Here is a 19617-nt window from a genome sequence, read left to right on the forward strand (position 1 = left end):
TCTATCTTTATACAAACTAATGTAATAAAAGATGGCTATGTTTTTAAAATTCCTCAGATTAGAAATCAAAAGCTTTTTTCGGGGCAGTTCTTTAGGAATCAATCTGGCAATGAAGATTCTTCGTTTTATCGGGATTCTTTATTTTATGGCTTGTCTTGTAGGAGGAGCTTTCGGCGCATTTTTTTATATACAGGAAGAAATGCATCAGAATCCCTTTAAAGTAGTTTCAAAATTCATGATTGCAGCTTGGGCGGTTGATCTCATTGCCAAATACATATGGCAGGAATTGCCGACACAGAATATCAAGCCGTTTCTTACGCTGAATATTCCCAAAAAGACATTGGTGAATTATATGCTGGGAAAAACATTTCTGTCAGCTTTCAGTTGGTTCAATTCCCTGTTCCTGATTACTTTTTCCATCATTGCATTATTCAACGGATATGATGTTTTAGGCGTTGTTGGATGGCTCATTGGGATTTCGTTGTTATTTTATCTCAATAATTTTATCAATATTCTTTTTAACGATAAAGAAACCATTGCCATTGTTGTCGGATGTGTTTTTGCAGCAGTTGCAGGATTGGCGTATTACAATATTGTTCCGGTTCTGGATTATTCTGAGCAGTTCTTTTATAATTTTTTTGAAAGACCTTATTTTGTAGTGATTTCAATCGGGTTGTTTTTCGGGTTGTGGAGAATCTGCTATAACCATATCCGAAAAATATTTTATCTGGATGAAGGTCTGGAAGCTAAAAAAGAGATCGGAAGAACCGAGAATATTACCTTTCTCAACAAATACGGAGCGATCGGAACGTTCATCAACAATGATATTAAAATGCTGAAACGCAATAAGGTAACGAAAGGGATTTTGTGGGGAAGCATTATGTTTCTTTTCTACGGATTGCTGATGTTTTCGTCACCGATTTACAAAACACCGGCGATGATGATGTTCATGGGATTATTTGTAACCGGAGGATTTCAGTTTATGTTTGGACAGAGGGTTCCCGCTTTCGACAGCTCTTACTATCCTTTGATGATGACGCTGAATGTTCCTTACAAAGAATACCTGAAAGCAAAATGGTGGCTGATGAATATTGTCACCGCTTTTTCCATGATTCTGGCGGTTTGCTATGCCTATTTCGGTTGGGAAATGTATCTTACATTCTTCGCTGCCGGAATTTACAATATCGGAGTAAATTCCCAGTTTACACTTTGGTCGGGAGCTTTTAACAAAACGCAGATGGATCTTAATGCCAAAGAAAAAAGATTCGGACAGAAAAACAGCTTTAACGTGAAAGCGCTCCTGCTTTTAATTCCGAAGATGTTTCTTCCGATGCTTGTTTTCGCATTGATGCAGAAATTTTTCAGTATTACAGCGGGAGTTATCAGTATCGGAGTTTTAGGAGTAATCGGATTTTTTATCAGAGAAAAGATCTTCGATATTATCGTAAAACATTACAAGGTAGAAAAATACAGTACATTAGAAGCATTCAAAAACAAAGATTAATATGATCACCATTAATAATTTAACAAAAACATACGGTAAAGCAACCGTTTTAAATATAGAACATCTGGAAATTCCGAAAGGGGAAACATTCGGTCTTGTAGGAAACAACGGAGCCGGAAAAACCACTCTTTTCAGCTTAATGCTTGATCTTATTCAGGCTTCTACGGGATTTGTAAGCATCGACGGGATAAAAGTAAATGAATCTGAAGCATGGAAAAACAAAGTTTCCGCTTTTGTAGACGATTCTTTCCTCATCGGTTATCTTACACCGGAAGAATATTTCTATTTCATCGGGGAACTGAGAGGGCAGAACAAAGCTTCTGTTGATGCTTTTTTAAAACAGTTTCATGATCTTTTCAGCGGAGAAATTTTAAACTCCGGAAAATACGTCCGCGATCTTTCCAAAGGAAACCAGAAAAAAGTAGGAATTGTGGGCGCCATCATCGGAAATCCCGAAATCATTATTCTGGATGAACCTTTTGCCAATCTGGATCCTTCCACACAGATCAAGCTTAAAAACTTAATTAAAGAACTGTCTAAACATGATGGGGTGACTTTCCTTATTTCCAGCCACGATCTTTCGCATACTACAGAAGTATGCAACAGAATTGTAGTCGTAAACAAAGGGCAATTGGTAAAAGATATTCAGACCAACCCTGAAACGCTGAAAGATCTGGAGCAGTATTTTGCAGATCAGATTTCCAGTCCGATAGAAGAGGATTCTGTATTATAGATAATTCCAATACATCAAATTTGAAAATCGTTGATCTGTAATTGTGGTACATCCGCTAATTTTGTCAGGTTAAAATTTAATCTATGGAATTAATTGAAAAACTGAACTGGAGATATGCTGCCAAAGCAATGAACGGTCAGAAAGTACCACAGGAAAAAGTGGATAGAATAGTAGAAGCGGCAAGACTGGCTCCTACATCAAGCGGTCTACAGCCTTTTGAAATTATAGTGATTACCAATCAGGAAGTTAAAGAACAGATCAAGCCTCATGCATGGAATCAGCCGCAGATTACAGATTGTTCGCATCTGTTGGTTTTTGCAGCGTGGGATACTTACACAGAAGAAAGAATCAATGCAATGTTTGATCTTACCAATGAAGTAAGAGGATTTAAAAATGAAGGTTGGGAAAATTACAGACAAATGTTGTTGAATACCTATCCGCAAAGATCTGCTGAAGAAAACTTCACTCATGCTGCAAAACAGGCTTATATCGGATTTGGAGCTGCGATTATTGCAGCCGCTTTTGAAGAGGTAGATTCTACACCAATGGAAGGATTTATTCCTGAAGAAGTTGATAAGATTTTAAACCTGCAGGAAAAAGGTTTAAAAAGCGTTCTTTTATTACCGATCGGCTACAGAGATGCTTCCAACGACTGGTTGGTAAATCTTACGAAAATAAGAAAACCCAAAGAAGACTTTATTACAGAAATCAAGTAATTATTGATTATTTTACTCATAGAAACACCCTTTCAGCAATTGAAAGGGTGTTTTATTTATTTTTCGCGATCTATCTTTTTAGGATTTTGTCTTGTATCAAAAACATCTGCAATTTTAATCAACTGATTTTCCTCGTCTACAGAGTAAATAATTTTATAGTTAGACTCTACAATGTAGTGATACGGGATGATTCTGTCTTCAAGTAAAAATTCTCTCTGACCCATTTTAGGGTTGTCAATTAATTTATCCGGAGCTGTTAGAACTCTAGTAACAATTTTTAAAGCAACTTTGTAGCTTCCTGATGTTAATTCATAGTAATTAAAAATATCATCAATCTGCTTTTCTGAAAATTCCGACCAAATGATTTTATATTTCACCTTTCGTATTTTGACAGAAGTTCAGAAGTGGTTTTGAATTTTTTATTGTTGAAGTCATCTTCGGATCTTGAAATTCTTTCATTCATTTCTTCTGTGGAGAAAGGCTTAAATTGATTTTCTTCATCCATATTTTTAGCTTTCTTCATGAGTTTTTCAAACTGAACAATCATTTCCTCACTCTGAAGGTTGAGAAAAGCCTGTATAAAAGCTAATTTTCTGCTTTGGATATCCATTTTTAGAAATATTTGATAATCAAATGTATAAAAATTATTTTAAAATTAAAATCTCTTTCAATTGGTTTTTGGAAAGGGATTTTTATTCTATATGTATTTAAATACTAAAACTCAGCATTCGGTTTCCAATCCACCACTGCTCTGATGAACGCTTCTGCATTTTCCACAGGAATATTCGGTAAAATGCCGTGTCCTAAATTAGCAATGTAACGGTCTTTGCCGAAACGGTTGATCATTTCCGTAACCATTTTTTTAATTGTTTCCGGAGTTGAATGCAGTCTTGCAGGATCAAAATTTCCCTGAAGCGTCATTGTATGATTGGTTAAAGTTCTTGCAAACTCAGGCTTAATCGTCCAGTCAACACCCAAAGCAGAAACCGGAGATTGCGCCATATCTTCCAGAGCAAACCAGCATCCTTTTCCGAAAACCACAACGTGCGTTAAAGGGCTTAAAGCTTCAACGATCTGGTTGATGTATTTCCATGAAAATTCCTGATAATCTGCCGGAGAAAGCATTCCGCCCCATGAATCGAAAACCTGAACCGCAGAAACCCCTTTTTCAACCTTTCTTTTCAGATAAGCGATTGTGGTATCGGTAATTTTTTGAAGTAATAAATGCGCCGCTTCCGGTTGTGTAAAGCAGAAAGACTTGGCAATATCAAAAGCCTTGCTTCCTTTTCCTTCCACACAATAGCAAAGTATCGTCCACGGAGAACCTGCAAAACCAATCAACGGAATTTCATTATCTAATTTCTGTAAAGTCAGTTCAATGGCATCAAAAACATAACCTAACGTATCATTCACATCTGGAACCACCACATTCTGCACATCTTCCATCGTTCTGATCGGATTATCCAGCCATGGACCTACAGATTCCTTCATTTTGAAATCAATTCCCATTGCCTGCGGAACAACGAGAATATCAGAGAATAAAATCGCTGCATCCAAAGGAAATCTTCTGATTGGCTGTACGGTAATTTCGGAAGCAAGTTCCGGTGTCTGACATCTTGTGAAGAAGTCGTATTTGTCGCGTAATGCAATAAATTCCGGCAAATATCTTCCAGCCTGTCTCATCATCCAAACCGGCGGTCTTTCTACGGTTTCTCCGCGAAGTGCTTTTAAGTATAGGTCGTTTTTAATCATAATATACTAGACTTTATTGCCAAGAATGACAATTAAAATATCAATTTTTATTTAAAATCTCTTTTCGGATCAGCTTCAGAACAGACAGTAATGTGCTTCCTTCCGAAACCAAAGCAGGCTTTGAAGTATGCTTTCTGAGTTCATTGGCAGTAGTTTCTCCAATGGAAACCAGAATCATATCCCCAAAAGAATTTCGATTTGCAAAACTACGAACTCCGCTCGGACTAAAAAACACTGCGGCATGATATTTTTCATTTATCAACGGATTGATTTCCTCTGTATTGTAGACCGTGATTTTTCTGTAGCTGATGTTTTGAAGAGGAAGATTTTTGTCAAGCACGTCTAATGCGATATTTCCACAGAAATGAAGAAATTTTTCCTGCTGACAGTGCATAATAATAAACCGTGAAAGTTCTTCCGCGTTTTTCAGGACTTTAAACGTTCCGAATCCGTTTTTTCTCAGCTCTTTTTTCGTCTTTTCACCGACGCAATAGATTTTATTGTAGTTTTTTGCCGTAAAATCTTCGTTAGGTTTAAATCCGTTTTTAAAAAATGAACTTACTCCTTTTGCGCTGGTAAAAATTAATGAATAATCTTTAAGATCAAAAGCATCAGTTTTTATAGAACTTGTTTTAATTACCTCAACACAGTCAAACGAAACATCGTCTCCCAATTCTTTGGTTACAATAGCCGGATCTAGGTTTTTGGTAAATAAAATATTCATTACGGTTGGTCTTTTAAATGTAAATCGGCAGTCTGAAGCCTTACTTTGTTCATAAAATCTTTTCCCGGATCTTCTTTTCCTGTGAAATAATTCGGATCAGATTCTTTCCAGAGTTTTGAATTTCTGAAGATTCCGTATTCCGAATGTCCGATGAGGTATTCTATTTTATATTTTTGGGTTAAATACCGTATCAGTTGTGCATTCGCGGAAACCTGTTTGTCCGTAAGCGGTTCTTTTTTACTTCCGATATTTTCAATTCCGATGGCGCAGTAATTCAAGCCAATCGTATGTCTGGCAAACTGATTCGGTTCCATCAACTGGTAAACCGTTCCGTCTCTGTCAATGATGAATTGTGAAGAAACATTCAGCGTACTTTGCTTTTTCAGGGTATTTCTTGCGTTTTCAAGATGCGTTTTGTTGAAATATTTAAAATTGCTTTCCACATTTCCGCCTGCCGTATAATGAAGAACAATCATTTTCGGAACAATCGTCGGTGTTTTCTGAACCAAACCGTGATGCTCTTTCAGATATTCCAAACTTAAACTAACTCTTTCTTCAGAATAATTGATAGGCTTATTGATGATTTTCAGTTCATTTTTTTGAGCTGATGCAAAACCTATCAACATAAACCCCAATAAACAGATTACATTTCTCGTCATTATTTCTGATATTGATAATGTCCTGTAATGGTAAACTTAAACAAACAATCTTCCAAAACCTGTCCGCCTCCGATATTGTGTACTATTAAATACCTTTTTCCGTCCGCCGATTTTCTGTTCACTACAATTCCGATGTGCGTTAAATTTCCCGGAAGATCCCAGGTTACAATATCTCCGGGAACATATAATTCCGGTTTGGTTTCAATAGATTTAGATTTTCCAAATTTGGCAAAGAACACTCTCAGGTTGGGAACTCTGCGATGGTCGATATTCGTGTCGGGCTTTTTCAGTCCCCATTTTTTAGGATATTTAGAAAAATTTTTCGCCATATCTTCATGCACTTCCTTCTGAAGATCAATCCCCAGTTTTCGGTAAGCACGAATCACAACATCGGTACAGACACCTTTGTCTGCGGGAACGTCTCCGTTCGGATACTTGATGTTGAAATAGGCGGGATCATAACTTACACGGTCTTTTGTAAGGCTTAAAGCCGCATTAGAAAGTTTTTGGGCAAACTGATTCTGTGCTTTTCCAAAAAACACGCAAAGAACTACAATAAATATTGAGAAATATTTCTTCATAGAAATCCGGAACCTTAAAAGTTAAAATGTAAAAAGTGAATTTTAGATCTGGCTTTTAATTTCCGCCATCAATTCTTTTCCGCCGTTTTCAAGAACAGTTTTTGCAAATTTTTCCCCGAAATTTTCTTCATTATTATATATGAAGCTTTCATCGGTTGCGATGCTATTCTTACCATCCAGAGAACAAAGCGCTGCCTTGAAACGGATCTGGTCTTCAAAAAGCTCGGCAAATGCTCCGATAGGTGCTGTACAGCCTCCTTCCAGCGTGCTCAGGAAATTTCTTTCCATTTCCACACAGATCTGCGTATTTTTATGATTGGTAAACTGTCTGATGATTTCATTGATTTCAGTTTTGTCTGAATGTCCTGCGACAGCAATCACTCCCTGCGAAGGAGCCGGAATTAAAAACGGAATCATTTCATAATCAATGTCCATTTTCATTCTCTTAATTCCTGCCAGAGACAGAATGGTCGCATCAAAATCTCCTTCTTCCAGCTTCTGAAGCCTTGTCTGAATATTTCCACGAATGTCCGAAAATTCAGCATTGGGGAAGTTTTTCAGCCAGAATGCTCTTCTTCTTAAACTGCTGGTTGCCAGTTTAAGCTCATGAAGTTCTTTGTTTTTTGCAGATTCCTTTCGAACCAAAACATCCTGCGGAAAATCTCTTTCCAGATAAGAAACGATCTCAAGGTTTTCGGGAAGTTTTGTAGGCACATCCTTTAAAGAATGTACGGCAATATCAATTTCGTCGTTTAATAAGGCAACATCAAGATCTCTGGTGAAAACTCCTGTAATTCCTAATGAATACAGGGGTTGTGTAAGGTTTTTATCGCCTGAAGAGACAATAGGAACGATTTCCGTTAAATAATTGTTGTTCTGAAGATGCCTCGCAACTTCTCTAGCCTGCCAAAGTGCCAGTGCAGAATTTCTGGTTCCGATTCTAATGCTTTTCATTGAATTCGTTGTTTGGTTGTTCAACTAATATTTCGTGCATTAATTTACTAATTTCTTCGGCTTTTAAAGGATTATCGATGATATATTTTGCAAAACGGTTGGTAATTTTCTGGATCATTTTATCAGAAAGTTCCATATCCGTGATGTTTATATATTTATTTTTTTTGTAAAAATTATGCATTTCATTGCGTTCCATATTCTTAAGAACCGCTTTGAAATGATGGATATTGGGTGCGAGTTTTCTCTTTTTTTCCCACTCAAGAAAGTCTTTCGTCATTTCCTTGATGATTTTTTCGGCTTTCGGGATCTCTTTTTCTCTCTGCTGAATAGTTTCCTGAATCTGTTTGGAAAGTTCATCCACGTCGATCAGCGTTACATTTTTATTCTCCTTTACATTTTTATCCACGTTATTCGGGATGGATAAATCAATTACCAAAGTTTCTTTTCCGTTCGGAAAATGAGATCTGTTCACGATGGGATGTCTCGCTCCGGTCGCAACTATAAGAATATCTGTATTGCCCAATTCTTTATCAAAATCGGCGTAATCAATATGCGGAATATTGTACTTCTCGGAAATCTTAGCTGCCGTTTCCTGAGTTCTGTTGGCAATTTTTATTTTCGGCTGGTAAACGTGTTTTACCAGATTTTCAACCGTATTCTGCCCGATTTCTCCTACACCAAGCAGAAGAATATTTTTTTCGGTAATTCTTTTCTGGCTGTTTAAAATATAATGAACCGCCGCATAAGAAACAGAAGCCGCTCCGTTGGAAATTCCGGTTTCGTTTTTTATTCTTTTCGAAATCTGAATGGCGGAATTGATGGCTCTTTCCAGATAAGGATTAGAGTTCTGTCTTTCTTTTTTGAAACGGTTGTAGGCTTTTTTAATCTGTCCGATGATTTCAAAATCTCCTATAATCTGGCTTTCAAGTCCGGCTGCGACTCTGAAAAGGTGGATTAAAGCTTCTTCTTTCGTTAAAATATTGGCAAACTGAAGAAAATCCATCAGATTAACCCCGATTGTTTTGCAGTATTCTTCAGCAACAAGAAGATAGTTGGGAGAAGTGGTGTAAATTTCGGTTCTGTTACAAGTCGAAACGACAAATGAATCCCCTAAATCTTCATTATGGATCCGGGTAACGAAATTCTTAATGTTTTCATCAAAAAATGCAAATTTACCTCTTGTTTCTGCGTCAGCTTTTTCGAAACTAACGGAAAGCACAGCAAAATTAGACGTCTGATGTATGTTTGAATATTGTAACATAAGCGTGGCAAATTTACGTTTTTTTTAGCAAACCACTTTCTGAAAATGTATATGATAATTATCGTAAAAAACTATTTCGGAGATGGTAAAATAGGATGCCTTGTTGTTAATAAACGTTAAAATTATTTTTTAAAAAAGATAAATTTTCATCATTTGGATACTCCGTAAAGATATTTCACAAAAAAGAAGAAGTGAAGGACTGCCGTTTTACCTGCATTACGCCTGTGTTTATCTTAAATCCAGCTTAAAATAAATTCTGTAAATGCTTAGAGCAAAAGTTAATAGCCGATTACAAATTTTAATAAAAATTTAACCAAATTATATGCCCGCGGAATTTCTTTGGTAGTCTTAAATTTATATCTTTGTAACTCTTTAAAAAATCAGAAGTAAAAGTATGAGTTTATTCGATATGTTTACGCAAGAAATTGCGATAGACCTTGGTACTGCCAACACCCTTATCATCCATAATAATAAAATTGTTATAGACCAGCCGTCTATTGTCGCGATCGAGCGTTCGACAGGCAGACCGATTGCCGTGGGTGAACAGGCGAAACACATGCAGGGGAAAACTCATGAGGACATCAAAACAATCCGTCCGTTGAAAGACGGGGTAATTGCCGATTTCCACGCTTCTGAACACATGATTAAGGAATTTATCAAAAAAATTCCGGGAATTAAAGGGAAATTTATTCAGCCCGCATTAAGAATCGTAATCTGTATTCCTTCCGGAATTACAGAGGTTGAAAAAAGAGCGGTAAGAGATTCTGCCCAGAAAGTAAACGCTAAAGAAGTTCGTTTGATTTATGAGCCGATGGCTGCAGCAATAGGGGTTGGAATCGACGTACAGAAACCTGAAGGAAACATGATCATCGATATAGGTGGCGGTACTACAGAAATTGCTGTTGTAGCTTTAGGAGGTATCGTTTGCGATAAATCTGTAAAAATTGCGGGAGATGTATTTACGAATGACATCGCGTATTACTTAAGAACGCATCACAACTTATATATCGGAGAAAGAACAGCGGAGAGAATTAAAATCGAAGTTGGTTCTGCCGTTGAAGACCTAGACGTAGATATCGAAGATATTCCGGTACAGGGAAGAGACCTTATTACAGGAAAGCCAAAAGAAATTATGGTGGGTTATAAAGAGATTGCAAGAGCATTGGACAAATCGATCATCAGAATTGAAGATGCGGTAATGGAAACACTTTCTCTTACTCCTCCGGAATTGGCGGCAGATATTTATAAGACAGGAATTTATCTTGCTTATGGCGGTGCATTATTAAGAGGTCTTGCAGACAGATTGCACAAAAAGACAGGTCTTCCTGTATTTGTAGCAGAAGATCCGTTGAGAGCGGTTGTTCGCGGAACAGGTATTGCACTTAAGAATATGGATAAATTCAATTTCTTAATTAAATAATTCTAACTTTTTACGAAACACATCTGAATGGGATTTTTGCTGAGATTATTTTCAAAGAATGCGCTATTTGTTTTCTTTATATTTCTGCAAATCATTGCTCTTGTTCTGATATTCTCTAAAAACGCAATGCAGCAATCATGGATTGCAGGGCAGTCTGCTGCTTTCAATTCTTGGGTTTCGGGATATATCGATGAAGGAGTTTCGTATCTTAAGCTGAAACAAATCAACGAAGATCTTGTGGCACAAAATAAAGCCTTGATGGTGGAACTTTACGGAAAACAAGGAGCGAAAAATCCAATGTTCAGAAAAGTTCATGATACGATCGGAGGCGGACAAATCTATACTTTTGTAGACGGAGAGATTGTTTTCAACAGCATCAACAGAAGAAATAACTATTTTACCATCAACAGAGGTCGCAGAGACGGTGTTTTTCCGCAAATGGGCGTGATGGCTCCAAAAGGGATTGCCGGAATCGTTATTAATTCTACAGACAGCTATGCTTTGGTTCAGTCGGTTTTAAGTGTTAATAAAATCAGAATCAATGCTGCTTTAAAAAACTCAGGATATTTCGGAACTTTAACATGGAACGGAGACAACTCCAGAGTAATGCATTTGGCGGATATTCCAAAATATGTTGCCCTGAAAATTGGCGATACTGTGGTTACCGACGGAAAATCAGCGATTTTCCCTAAAGGCGTACAGATCGGAACCATTGCAGGATATTCTGTGGATAATAAAACCGGATTCTGGGATATTTCTGTGGAACTAAGTGAAAAAATGGGAGCTTTAAGCAAAGTTTATGTGGTGAAAAACCTCAAAAAAGCTGAAGTTCAGAAGATTCAGGATACCATGCAGGCTGTAATAAAAAAGGAAAATGATTAGCAGAACATTATTTACGGATATATTGATTATGATTTTTCTGGTTGCATTACAGGTTTTTGTACTGAACAGGATCACCATTTTCGGAAAGTACACTCCGGTGCTCTATCCGGTATTCGTGATGTTTTATCCTTTTTTCAGAAATAAATTTCAGTTTTTAGCACTAAGTTTTCTTATCGGGCTTTCCGTAGATGCATTTCTCGGAACCTGGGGAATGAATGCCTTTGCAACCACTTTGATTGCTTATTTCAGAACATTGATTTTCAGAACTTCTACGGATACTTCCACAGATTTTTTCTCTTTTCAGTCCCTGCAGTGGGCGCAGTTTTTACTGTTTTTATTTTCAAGTATCTTTTTGCATCAGCTTTTAGTACAGTACATTGAATTCTTCAAGTTGAGCAGATTTTTTGAAATATTGCTTAATGTATTGGTAACTAGTTTAATTTCGTTTATATTTATAGTTATTTACGCATTAATCTTTAAAATCAAACAAAAAGTTTGAACACACGTTATTTAAAAATCTTTTCCGTTCTTATCGTTATCGCTCTGATTTTTGTAGCGAGAATTGCTTATTTACAGTTATTTACGGATCGTTATGCTTTAAATGCAGCCAATACTTCCATTAAAATTGAATACGTTATTCCGCAAAGAGGAGTCATTTTTGACCGCAACGGCAAAATTCTGGTGGGAAACCAGCCTGCCTACGAAATTTCCTTCACTCAGGCTTTAATGCGTCCTGATTTTGATACCGTAGGATTCTGTAACCTGATGAAGATATCGAAAAATGATTTCATCAGAACCATCGAAAATATTAAAAAAGAAAAATATTATTCCAAGCTGACTCCCATGACCTTCATGAAAAATCTAAGCCGTGAAGACATTGCGAGAGTTCAGGAAATCATATTCAAATATCCCGCTTTCAGCATCGTTTCAAGACCTCAGCGACAGTATGAAGTTTCTACGTCTGGAAATCTTTTGGGATATACCAGTGAAGTTAACGAAAGGGAAATTAAAAAGGACTCTGCGTATTACTTACCGGGCGATTTCATCGGAAAAACAGGAGTTGAAAAAGCCTACGAAAAAGACCTTCGCGGAGTGAAGGGAATGAAATACATTCAGAAGGACATCAAACTGAGAAATGTAGGACCTTATAAAAACGGATCTTTAGATAAGGACGTCATCACAGGAAAAGACATCACCCTTACCATAGACTACGATTTGCAGAGAATTGCCGAAGAAATGCTTGTCAATAAGCATGGCGCCATTGTAGCAATTGATCCCAATAACGGAGAAGTTCTGGTGGCTGCAACCGGACCGGATATCGATCCGAATCTTTTTACAGGACCGAATAAATCTAAAAATCTATACGCTTTATCCAAAGATACAATTTACGAAAACAAACCGACTTTCGACCGGTCTTTACAGGCGGCTTATCCTCCCGGTTCCACATTTAAATTGTTAACCGCTTTGTCTGCAATGCAGATGGGCGTAATGGACGAAAATACAGTGTTTCCTTGTGGAGGCGGATTTAATTACAGAGGGTTGAGAATTAAAGGTCACGGTGGCGCAGATCCGCTGATTCCTGCTATTCAGGTTTCGAGTAACTGTTACTTTTCGTACGCTTATTTAGCAATTCTCAATAAATATCCCGGAAATCCTTCGAAGGGAGTTGACGAATGGAAAAAGATCATGAGCAGTTTCGGAGTAGGGGAATTTTTGAACAATGATTTTGCAGTAGGTGCAAAAGGAAGAATTCCAACCGGAGAATTTTATGAGAAAAGAATGGCTTCTATTTATAAAGCAAGTGGTTCTAAAAAAGATCCTAAAAACTGGGATCCTTTGGCAACCGGGGCTGTTTTCAACGGAATGGGACAGGGAGACGTATTGGTAACTCCGCTTCAGCTTGCCAATTATGTGGCTGCAATCGCCAATAAAGGATGGTATTACACTCCGCATATCGTGAAATCGATCGACGGAAAACCCAATCCGGATCCGAGATTCAAAAAGAAGCATCAGACTTTGGTTGATAAAAAACATTTTGAACCTGTGCTGAAAGGAATGGAAGCCGTAGTTTTAAGAGGTACGGCACATGGCTTAAAATCCAACGATTTTACCCAGTTGGCAAAAACGGGAACCGCACAGGTTCCGCAGGGAAAAGATAATTCCATTTTTGTTTTGATTGCTCCGGCTGATAAACCTAAAATTGTGGTTGCGGCGGTAATGGAACACGCCGGATTTGGAGCGACTTGGGCAGGTCCAGCCTCAACGGTAATCGCCGAAAAATTTATTACAGGTGATCTGAAGCGTGAAAATCTCTACAAAAAAATGACTTCCTCAAGCTTTATGCCTGAATATAAAAGACAGTGGATTGCTGATCTGAAGCGTAAAGGTTTATACAAAGAGCCAGTAGATTCTGTTAAGCAAAAAAGGATACAGGACAGCCTGAAATTCGTAAAAGAGCAGAAAGCAAAACTGCAGAAACAGATAGACATCGAAACGAAAAATAATAAAACAAAACCTGCTAAACAATGAAATGGGCAGAAGGAATAGATAAATTAGGTCTTGGCTTATATTTCCTGCTTTGTGCTTTTGCCATCGCAAATATTTATAGTGTAGACCAAAAGTTAGGAGAAAAACAGCTTATTTTCTTCTGCATTTCCCTGTTCGTCGGATTGGTGATTTTCGTGGGACGAAGCAAGTTCTTCGAAAATATGTCAGGAATTATTTACATTGGAGGTGTTTTACTGCTGATCGGGCTTTTTCCTTTTGGAAAAGAAATTCTCGGGCAGAAAAACTGGTATAAATTCGGAAGTTTTACCATGCAGCCTGTTGAGTTTGCAAAAATTGGAACGGCTTTAATGCTCGCAAATTATGTTTCCGGACCGGAATTTAATCTGAAAAACAGGAAGTCATTACTAACCACTTTGGCTATTGTCGGAATTCCGGCTGTTGTGGTTCTCGCCATTCCCGATGTTGGTTCCATGTTGGTTTTTATCGCCTTCTTTATTGCCTTGTATCGTGAAGGATTGAGCGGAGTTCTGTTTGGAGTAGGATTTCTTTTTGCAGGGGTTTTCCTCGTCTCTTTGGCGATAGATCCGATCTGGGTTGCGATTACCATCATCCTGATTATCGGAGGATACATTGCAATGAATTATTACAAAATGTCGTGGAATATTATTTCCATCTCAAGTATTGCGGGTTCGGTGCTGCTTTTATGTGGTCTGGCTTTCGGTGCGCCTTATATTTTAGAAAAACTGCCGAAACACCAGAGAGAAAGAATTGAGGTTCTTTTTAAAGGTGAAAAAGCATTCAGGGATACTTCCGGATATAATTTGTTGTATTCTAAAACCGCTATCGGTTCCGGAGGTCTTTGGGGAAAAGGATACCGTGAAGGTTCCGTTACGCAGGGGAAATTTGTTCCGGAGCAGGAAACCGACTATATTTTCTGTACTGTAGGTGAAGAATGGGGTTTTGTAGGAAGCGCCGTTCTTATTCTCTGTTATATGGTGTACATCGGAAGGATTTATTATCTCGCCGAGCAGCAGAAATCGGGCTTTAACCGCGTTTTCGGATATTGCTTTGCCTCGATTCTTTTAATGCACTTTACCATCAATTTAGGAATGGTAATGGGGCTATTCCCAACCGTTGGTATTCCGTTGCCGTATTTCAGTTATGGAGGAAGTTCTTTACTGGCGTTCTCAATGATGACTTTTATTTTCTTTAAATTAAATTATTCGGATAAGAATAGTCTGGTTTAAAAGCTGGAGGATAGAAGTTGGATGATGGAAGCTTAAAATGGTATGTTTTAATTTTCATAATTGAGATCTGCGTAACCTGCCAAATTCGCGAGATAAAATAACTCTCAACAAAGTTTATGAAAGAATCCTATTTTTCAAATCAGCATTTTGAGAACAAAAATTTAACGCAGCTTTTAGACAAAGGCGAATACGAAAACTGTACTTTCCGAAACTGTAATTTAGAATACGCGAATCTTTCAGGCTATAATTTTAATGACTGCGAATTTATTGGCTGCAACCTCAGCATGATGAATCTGGTTTCAACAGCTTTTCGCGAGGTGGTTTTTAAAGAGTGTAAAATGTTTGGACTGCATTTCAACGACTGCAACGAATTCGGATTATCGTTTACATTTGAAAGCTGTCTTCTCAACAATTCCATATTTTATAAAACATCAATTAAAAAAACACTATTCAGAAGTTCAAAATTAATTGAGGTTGATTTTTCTGAATGCGATTTATCGAACGCAATATTTTCCGGATGCGATCTCTCCGGAGCTGTTTTCGACCATACCAACCTCGAAAAAGCGGATTTCCGTACATCGTTCAGTTATTCCATCAATCCGATTTTAAACAGGCTTAAGAAGGCTAAATTTTCGCTTTCTGAAATTCATGGACTCCTTCATCAGTTCGATATTGAAATTGATAAAAACGGATAGACTACAGTTGATGGTTAATCGTTGATCGTTTGCTGTCTAATACCATTTTATCTTTGGAATTTCGTTACATAAATATTCGGTAATATCTGTGTAGTATAAATGAAGAATGCAGAATCAGAACTCCGCAGTAGTTCAATTTCACAGTAATTTTAATAACAAAATGAGATAAAAATTATCTAAGCTCTTTTATGAGTGAAACGGCTCTGTGAAACTAAAAGCAAATTATTTATCTTCTTAGTATTAGAAAAAAGCAATTCCCCTTCTCTGAAGAGGTGGATTTTGCAAAGCAAAAGACGGGGTAGTCAAAAACGGAACAATAAAAAAACCATCAAAAATTTTGATGGTTTCATTATTTAAATCAATTATTTAAAATTAAAAACTTGCTGCGTTTGCTGCCGGAGTTGTTGTTGCAAGATTATTGTAAGCTTCTCCGTTTTCGTTGATGATTCTCTTTCCGAATCTGTATTTTGGACCCCAATAAGAATCATTTAATGAAGAAATCATGACTCCTTTTGAAGTTGCGGCGTGAATGAACTTCACTTCCCCCTCTTCTGTTACGCTTTCTACGATTCCTACGTGAGAAATTCTTCTTCCGTGAGAAAAGAAAATCAAATCTCCTTTCTGAAGGTTTTCTTTTTCTATTCTTTCACCTTCTTCAGATTGTGAAGCAGCTACTCTTGGTAAGCTAAGACCTGCTGCAGCACCGAAAACTGAAAGTACAAAAGCTGAACAGTCAATCCCATTTCTTGTCATTCCTCCGTAACGGTATGGCGTTCCAAGATAAGTCTGTGCTTCGTTTAAGATGTTATCGATTGTTGCGTTATGTTTGATTGCTTTTGCAATCTCAGAATTTTTGATAGAATTTTTTGCGTTAGCTAAAGTAGCTGCCTTTTCTGCAAGAAATGAGTTGATTAATTTCTGCTTATCCTGCTCCATTTTGTTTGTTTCAAGAGAGGCAAGTTTGGCATCTGTTTTGTATTCTTTAGCGTAAGTTGCTGGTTTTGAAACTACGTAGTTTGTAACACACGATTGTAACGATACAGTAGAGACGAAAGCAACTAGATAAAACAAAACTCTTTTCTTCATATATATTTGATTACCGTGTTAAAAAAGGATAGTATATTTTCAAAAGCAATACAAAAATATAGAATCCAAGTAAAAGAGCCCCGATATGACAATTGTCAGCTTCTTTATTTAACACATTTTAACATAATTTTTACGTATGTTAAAAAAAAATAAACCGCAACCGCCTGTTTTGGGTAGGTGTGCGGTTTTTTTTATTAAGATTCTTTAACAAAATTATTGCGGATTATTGTAAAATAAAGGATAGGCAATCAAATTAATTCAAAATACCCCATTATAAATTTTGTTAATAAATGATTGGTTTTTCGGTTGTTTCAGGTTTTTAACTCTACTTTTTAATGCTTTTATAACGGCTGTTGTTTTCGTTTTAACAAAGCATTCATACCTCATAAAAAAACTCCCCGATCAATCGGAGAGTTTCACTAATATGGAACTTTACAAATGTTACTTTGTAAATAACATTTCTCTGTATTTCGTCATTGGCCAAAGCTCATCGTCTACCATCATTTCAAGATCGTCTGATGCATCTCTGATGGTGTCGAATAAAGGTTTTACCTTATTACAGTATTCTTCAGCCTGTTTTTGGCTCTCGGTAACTGCTTTTGCCGCTTCTCTTGCTTTAATAAGATCTTCAACGCCTACTTTAATTTTAGAAACATTCTCGGAAATGCTTGTAATTAAGCTCATTTGTTCTTTTGCCAAAGACTTGAATTCTTTGTCTCCGAAAATTTCTTTTAACCCTTTTACGTTCTCAATCAGTCTGTTCTGATAATTTAACGCGGAAGGGATAATGTGGTTTCTTGCGATGTCACTTAACACTCTTGCTTCGATATCAATAACCGTAGAATATTTTTCTAATTTAATTTCGTTTCTTGCTTCAACTTCTCTGTGCGTGAAAATTCCCATCTCTTCGTAAAGCGCTAAGAATTTCTCATCCATTTCCTGCTTAAGAGCTTCGGGAGTTGTTTTTAAGTTGTTTAAACCTCTCTTTTCCGCTTCTTTAGCCCAGTCATCAGAATATCCGTCTCCTTCAAACATAATGTTTTTACACTGCTTGATGTACTCTCTCAATACATTGAAGATTGCTTCATCTTTCTTAAGACCAGTTTCAATTAAAGCATCTACTTCTTTCTTGAAGTCGTTTAATTGTTTTGCAGCAATCGTGTTCATTACCGTCATAGATTCTGCACAGTTTGCAGAAGAACCTACCGCTCTGATCTCGAATTTATTTCCTGTAAATGCAAATGGAGAAGTTCTGTTTCTGTCTGTGTTATCCAACAGGATTTCAGGGATTTTTCCAACTACATTTAATTTTAAATCTGTTTTTTCGTCCGGAGAAAGTTTTCCTTCCGTTACTTTTTCAAGCTCTTCCAAAACTCTGAACAACTGACTTCCGATGAATACGGAAATAATTGCCGGCGGAGCTTCGTTTGCACCCAATCTGTGGTCGTTGCTTGCAGAAGCAATACTTGCTCTTAAAAGATCTGCATATTCGTGAACTGCTTTAATTGTGTTGACAAAGAACGTTAAGAACTGTAAGTTTTTCTTAGGATTTTTTCCTGGGCTTAAAAGGTTTTCACCTGTATCGGTTGCTAAAGACCAGTTATTGTGCTTTCCGCTTCCGTTTACGCCAGCGAAAGGCTTTTCGTGGAACAAAATATGGAAATGATGTCTGTGAGCAATTCTTGCCATAACGTCCATCAACAAAGAGTTGTGGTCAACAGCAACGTTTACTTCTTCAAACATTGGAGCCAATTCGAATTGATTCGGAGCTACCTCGTTGTGTCTCGTTGTTACAGGGATTCCTAATTTCATACATTCGATTTCCAACTCTTTCATGAAATTCATGACTCTTGTAGGAATTGAACCGAAATAGTGGTCATCCAACTGCTGCCCTTTTGCAGGAGAATGTCCTAATAAAGTTTTACCTGTTAAAACCAAATCAGGACGAGATTGATATAAAGCAGAATCTACTAAGAAATATTCCTGCTCCCAACCTAAAGTTGGGGTTACTTTCGTTACATTTTTGTCGAAATACTGCATTACATTGGTTGCAGCTTCATCTACCGCGTTCAAAGCTCTTAGAAGAGGAGCCTTATAATCTAAAGTTTCTCCTGTGTAAGAAATGAAGATCGAAGGAATACATAGAGTAGTTCCCATGATGAACGCAGGAGATGTAGGATCCCATGCGGTATAACCTCTTGCTTCAAAAGTGTTTCTGATACCTCCATTCGGGAAAGAAGATGCATCCGGTTCCTGCTGGATCAGTAAATTTCCGCTGAATCTTTCGATCGCTCTTCCACCTTCAATTGGTGTGAAGAATGAATCGTGCTTTTCTGCTGTAGAACCTGTTAAAGGCTGAAACCAGTGTGTGTAGTGCGTTACACCTTTGCTCATTGCCCAGTCTTTCATGGCTACCGCAACCTGATCTGCAATGTGTCTCTGGATTTTGCTTCCTTTTTTTACCGCATCCATAATAGACTGGAATGCTTCTTTCGTTAAATATTCTCTCATCGTTTCTTCTGAGAAAACATTCTGACAGAATAATTCTGATAATTTCACGGGAACTTCTACAGAATTATCTCTTCTGAAGTCCTTGAATGGTAAAGTTTCTAACGCTTTGAATCTTAAAGTTGACATATTAGGTTAATTTTTACGGGGCAAATTTACAAAAAAAATGAATTGAAAAATATTTTACCCTGAAAATTTAAGGGGTGCTTTTGAAATTTAATATAATTTTAAAATATAATGAGTTTTTAAAGGGGCTTGAATTCCCAAATTGAAATTTTTATACCTATTAATATATGAGAAAGTGAATCGAACTTTAAACTGTAACTTTTAATATTAAGAAAATTTATTGCTGATACATTAAAAAAGAACACCTCAAAAATCTTAATT

General features: G+C 37.1%; 19 protein-coding genes. 9 read left to right on the forward strand and 10 right to left on the reverse strand.

Annotated features, from left to right (window positions below; translation table 11 throughout):
* The first annotated feature begins 37 nt into the window (after positions 1-37).
* The 3 genes from PFY09_RS13890 to PFY09_RS13900 all read left to right on the forward strand — a co-directional run bounded on the left by PFY09_RS13890 (position 38) and on the right by PFY09_RS13900 (position 2953).
* Entirely contained in the window at positions 38-1504 is a 1467-nt protein-coding gene (locus PFY09_RS13890) for a DUF5687 family protein (RefSeq protein WP_271160096.1), read from the forward strand.
* 1 nt (position 1505) lies between these two features.
* Positions 1506-2237, forward strand: a complete 732-nt coding sequence (locus tag PFY09_RS13895) for an ABC transporter ATP-binding protein (RefSeq protein ID WP_271160097.1) — start codon at positions 1506-1508, stop codon at positions 2235-2237.
* Positions 2238-2320: 83 nt separating this feature from the next.
* Positions 2321-2953, forward strand: coding sequence for a nitroreductase family protein (locus tag PFY09_RS13900; protein ID WP_271160098.1), 633 nt, complete (start codon positions 2321-2323; stop codon positions 2951-2953).
* 56 nt (positions 2954-3009) lie between these two features.
* Here the strand turns inward: PFY09_RS13900 and PFY09_RS13905 are convergent, their stop codons facing one another.
* The 8 genes from PFY09_RS13905 to hemA form a co-directional block, all read right to left on the reverse strand.
* Complete coding sequence (locus tag PFY09_RS13905; RefSeq protein WP_271160099.1) at positions 3010-3330, reverse strand: type II toxin-antitoxin system RelE/ParE family toxin; 321 nt, start codon at positions 3328-3330, stop codon at positions 3010-3012.
* Positions 3327-3563, reverse strand: coding sequence for a hypothetical protein (locus PFY09_RS13910; protein WP_087708537.1), 237 nt, complete (start codon positions 3561-3563; stop codon positions 3327-3329). Before PFY09_RS13910 ends, PFY09_RS13905 begins: the two co-directional genes overlap by 4 nt.
* A 104-nt stretch (positions 3564-3667) precedes the next feature.
* Positions 3668-4705: a uroporphyrinogen decarboxylase gene (gene hemE, locus PFY09_RS13915; RefSeq protein WP_108408911.1), complete on the reverse strand. Its 1038-nt coding sequence runs from the start codon at positions 4703-4705 to the stop codon at positions 3668-3670.
* A gap of 40 nt (positions 4706-4745) precedes the next feature.
* Positions 4746-5429: a uroporphyrinogen-III synthase gene (locus PFY09_RS13920; protein ID WP_271160100.1), complete on the reverse strand. Its 684-nt coding sequence runs from the start codon at positions 5427-5429 to the stop codon at positions 4746-4748.
* A complete protein-coding gene (locus PFY09_RS13925; protein WP_271160101.1) occupies positions 5429-6088 on the reverse strand; it encodes a peptidoglycan recognition protein family protein in 660 nt (219 codons plus the stop codon). Before PFY09_RS13925 ends, PFY09_RS13920 begins: the two co-directional genes overlap by 1 nt.
* A complete protein-coding gene (locus PFY09_RS13930; RefSeq protein WP_256040001.1) occupies positions 6088-6669 on the reverse strand; it encodes a DUF1287 domain-containing protein in 582 nt (193 codons plus the stop codon). Before PFY09_RS13930 ends, PFY09_RS13925 begins: the two co-directional genes overlap by 1 nt.
* A gap of 42 nt (positions 6670-6711) precedes the next feature.
* Positions 6712-7623, reverse strand: a complete 912-nt coding sequence (gene hemC / locus PFY09_RS13935) for a hydroxymethylbilane synthase (RefSeq protein ID WP_271160102.1) — start codon at positions 7621-7623, stop codon at positions 6712-6714.
* Positions 7610-8884: a glutamyl-tRNA reductase gene (gene hemA / locus PFY09_RS13940; protein ID WP_271160103.1), complete on the reverse strand. Its 1275-nt coding sequence runs from the start codon at positions 8882-8884 to the stop codon at positions 7610-7612. Before hemA ends, hemC begins: the two co-directional genes overlap by 14 nt.
* Positions 8885-9278: 394 nt before the next feature.
* Here hemA and PFY09_RS13945 point away from each other — a divergent pair, with 394 nt between their 5' ends.
* The 6 genes from PFY09_RS13945 (at position 9279) to PFY09_RS13970 (ending at position 15636) form a co-directional block, all read left to right on the forward strand.
* Entirely contained in the window at positions 9279-10304 is a 1026-nt protein-coding gene (locus tag PFY09_RS13945) for a rod shape-determining protein (protein WP_271160104.1), read from the forward strand.
* Between the two features lie 27 nt (positions 10305-10331).
* Complete coding sequence (gene mreC / locus PFY09_RS13950; RefSeq protein WP_076391391.1) at positions 10332-11186, forward strand: rod shape-determining protein MreC; 855 nt, start codon at positions 10332-10334, stop codon at positions 11184-11186.
* Positions 11179-11685, forward strand: a complete 507-nt coding sequence (locus PFY09_RS13955) for a rod shape-determining protein MreD (RefSeq protein ID WP_076391393.1) — start codon at positions 11179-11181, stop codon at positions 11683-11685. Before mreC ends, PFY09_RS13955 begins: the two co-directional genes overlap by 8 nt.
* Complete coding sequence (locus PFY09_RS13960; protein WP_271160105.1) at positions 11682-13715, forward strand: peptidoglycan D,D-transpeptidase FtsI family protein; 2034 nt, start codon at positions 11682-11684, stop codon at positions 13713-13715. The genes PFY09_RS13955 and PFY09_RS13960 overlap by 4 nt, the downstream gene beginning before the upstream one ends.
* Positions 13712-14941 (forward strand): rod shape-determining protein RodA, encoded by a 1230-nt coding sequence (gene rodA, locus PFY09_RS13965; RefSeq protein WP_076391397.1) that lies wholly within the window; start codon positions 13712-13714, stop codon positions 14939-14941. Before PFY09_RS13960 ends, rodA begins: the two co-directional genes overlap by 4 nt.
* Positions 14942-15057: 116 nt before the next feature.
* Positions 15058-15636: a pentapeptide repeat-containing protein gene (locus PFY09_RS13970; protein WP_271160106.1), complete on the forward strand. Its 579-nt coding sequence runs from the start codon at positions 15058-15060 to the stop codon at positions 15634-15636.
* A 372-nt stretch (positions 15637-16008) separates the two neighbouring features.
* Here the strand turns inward: PFY09_RS13970 and PFY09_RS13975 are convergent, their stop codons facing one another.
* Entirely contained in the window at positions 16009-16722 is a 714-nt protein-coding gene (locus tag PFY09_RS13975) for a C40 family peptidase (protein WP_116098260.1), read from the reverse strand.
* Between the two features lie 441 nt (positions 16723-17163).
* Positions 17164-19359, reverse strand: a complete 2196-nt coding sequence (locus PFY09_RS13980; protein WP_076391403.1) for a glutamine synthetase III family protein — start codon at positions 19357-19359, stop codon at positions 17164-17166.
* Between the last annotated feature and the right edge of the window lie 258 nt (positions 19360-19617).

Source organism: Chryseobacterium gambrini (genome assembly GCF_027920505.1).
Classification (GTDB): Bacteria; Bacteroidota; Bacteroidia; order Flavobacteriales; family Weeksellaceae; genus Chryseobacterium; species Chryseobacterium gambrini.

Bases quoted from the DNA above. Each gene is read 5' to 3' on its own strand.
- PFY09_RS13895 (WP_271160097.1), top strand. From the start codon at position 1,506: ATGATCACCATTAATAATTTAACAAAAACATACGGTAAAGCAACCGTT.
- PFY09_RS13900 (WP_271160098.1), top strand. From the start codon at position 2,321: ATGGAATTAATTGAAAAACTGAACTGGAGATATGCTGCCAAAGCAATG.
- PFY09_RS13910 (WP_087708537.1), bottom strand. From the start codon at position 3,563: ATGGATATCCAAAGCAGAAAATTAGCTTTTATACAGGCTTTTCTCAAC.
- PFY09_RS13945 (WP_271160104.1), top strand. From the start codon at position 9,279: ATGAGTTTATTCGATATGTTTACGCAAGAAATTGCGATAGACCTTGGT.
- PFY09_RS13890 (WP_271160096.1), top strand. From the start codon at position 38: ATGTTTTTAAAATTCCTCAGATTAGAAATCAAAAGCTTTTTTCGGGGC.
- PFY09_RS13955 (WP_076391393.1), top strand. From the start codon at position 11,179: ATGATTAGCAGAACATTATTTACGGATATATTGATTATGATTTTTCTG.
- PFY09_RS13970 (WP_271160106.1), top strand. From the start codon at position 15,058: ATGAAAGAATCCTATTTTTCAAATCAGCATTTTGAGAACAAAAATTTA.
- PFY09_RS13920 (WP_271160100.1), bottom strand. From the start codon at position 5,429: ATGAATATTTTATTTACCAAAAACCTAGATCCGGCTATTGTAACCAAA.
- PFY09_RS13975 (WP_116098260.1), bottom strand. From the start codon at position 16,722: ATGAAGAAAAGAGTTTTGTTTTATCTAGTTGCTTTCGTCTCTACTGTA.
- hemA (WP_271160103.1), bottom strand. From the start codon at position 8,884: ATGTTACAATATTCAAACATACATCAGACGTCTAATTTTGCTGTGCTT.
- hemC (WP_271160102.1), bottom strand. From the start codon at position 7,623: ATGAAAAGCATTAGAATCGGAACCAGAAATTCTGCACTGGCACTTTGG.
- rodA (WP_076391397.1), top strand. From the start codon at position 13,712: ATGAAATGGGCAGAAGGAATAGATAAATTAGGTCTTGGCTTATATTTC.
- PFY09_RS13925 (WP_271160101.1), bottom strand. From the start codon at position 6,088: ATGACGAGAAATGTAATCTGTTTATTGGGGTTTATGTTGATAGGTTTT.
- mreC (WP_076391391.1), top strand. From the start codon at position 10,332: ATGGGATTTTTGCTGAGATTATTTTCAAAGAATGCGCTATTTGTTTTC.
- hemE (WP_108408911.1), bottom strand. From the start codon at position 4,705: ATGATTAAAAACGACCTATACTTAAAAGCACTTCGCGGAGAAACCGTA.
- PFY09_RS13980 (WP_076391403.1), bottom strand. From the start codon at position 19,359: ATGTCAACTTTAAGATTCAAAGCGTTAGAAACTTTACCATTCAAGGAC.
- PFY09_RS13930 (WP_256040001.1), bottom strand. From the start codon at position 6,669: ATGAAGAAATATTTCTCAATATTTATTGTAGTTCTTTGCGTGTTTTTT.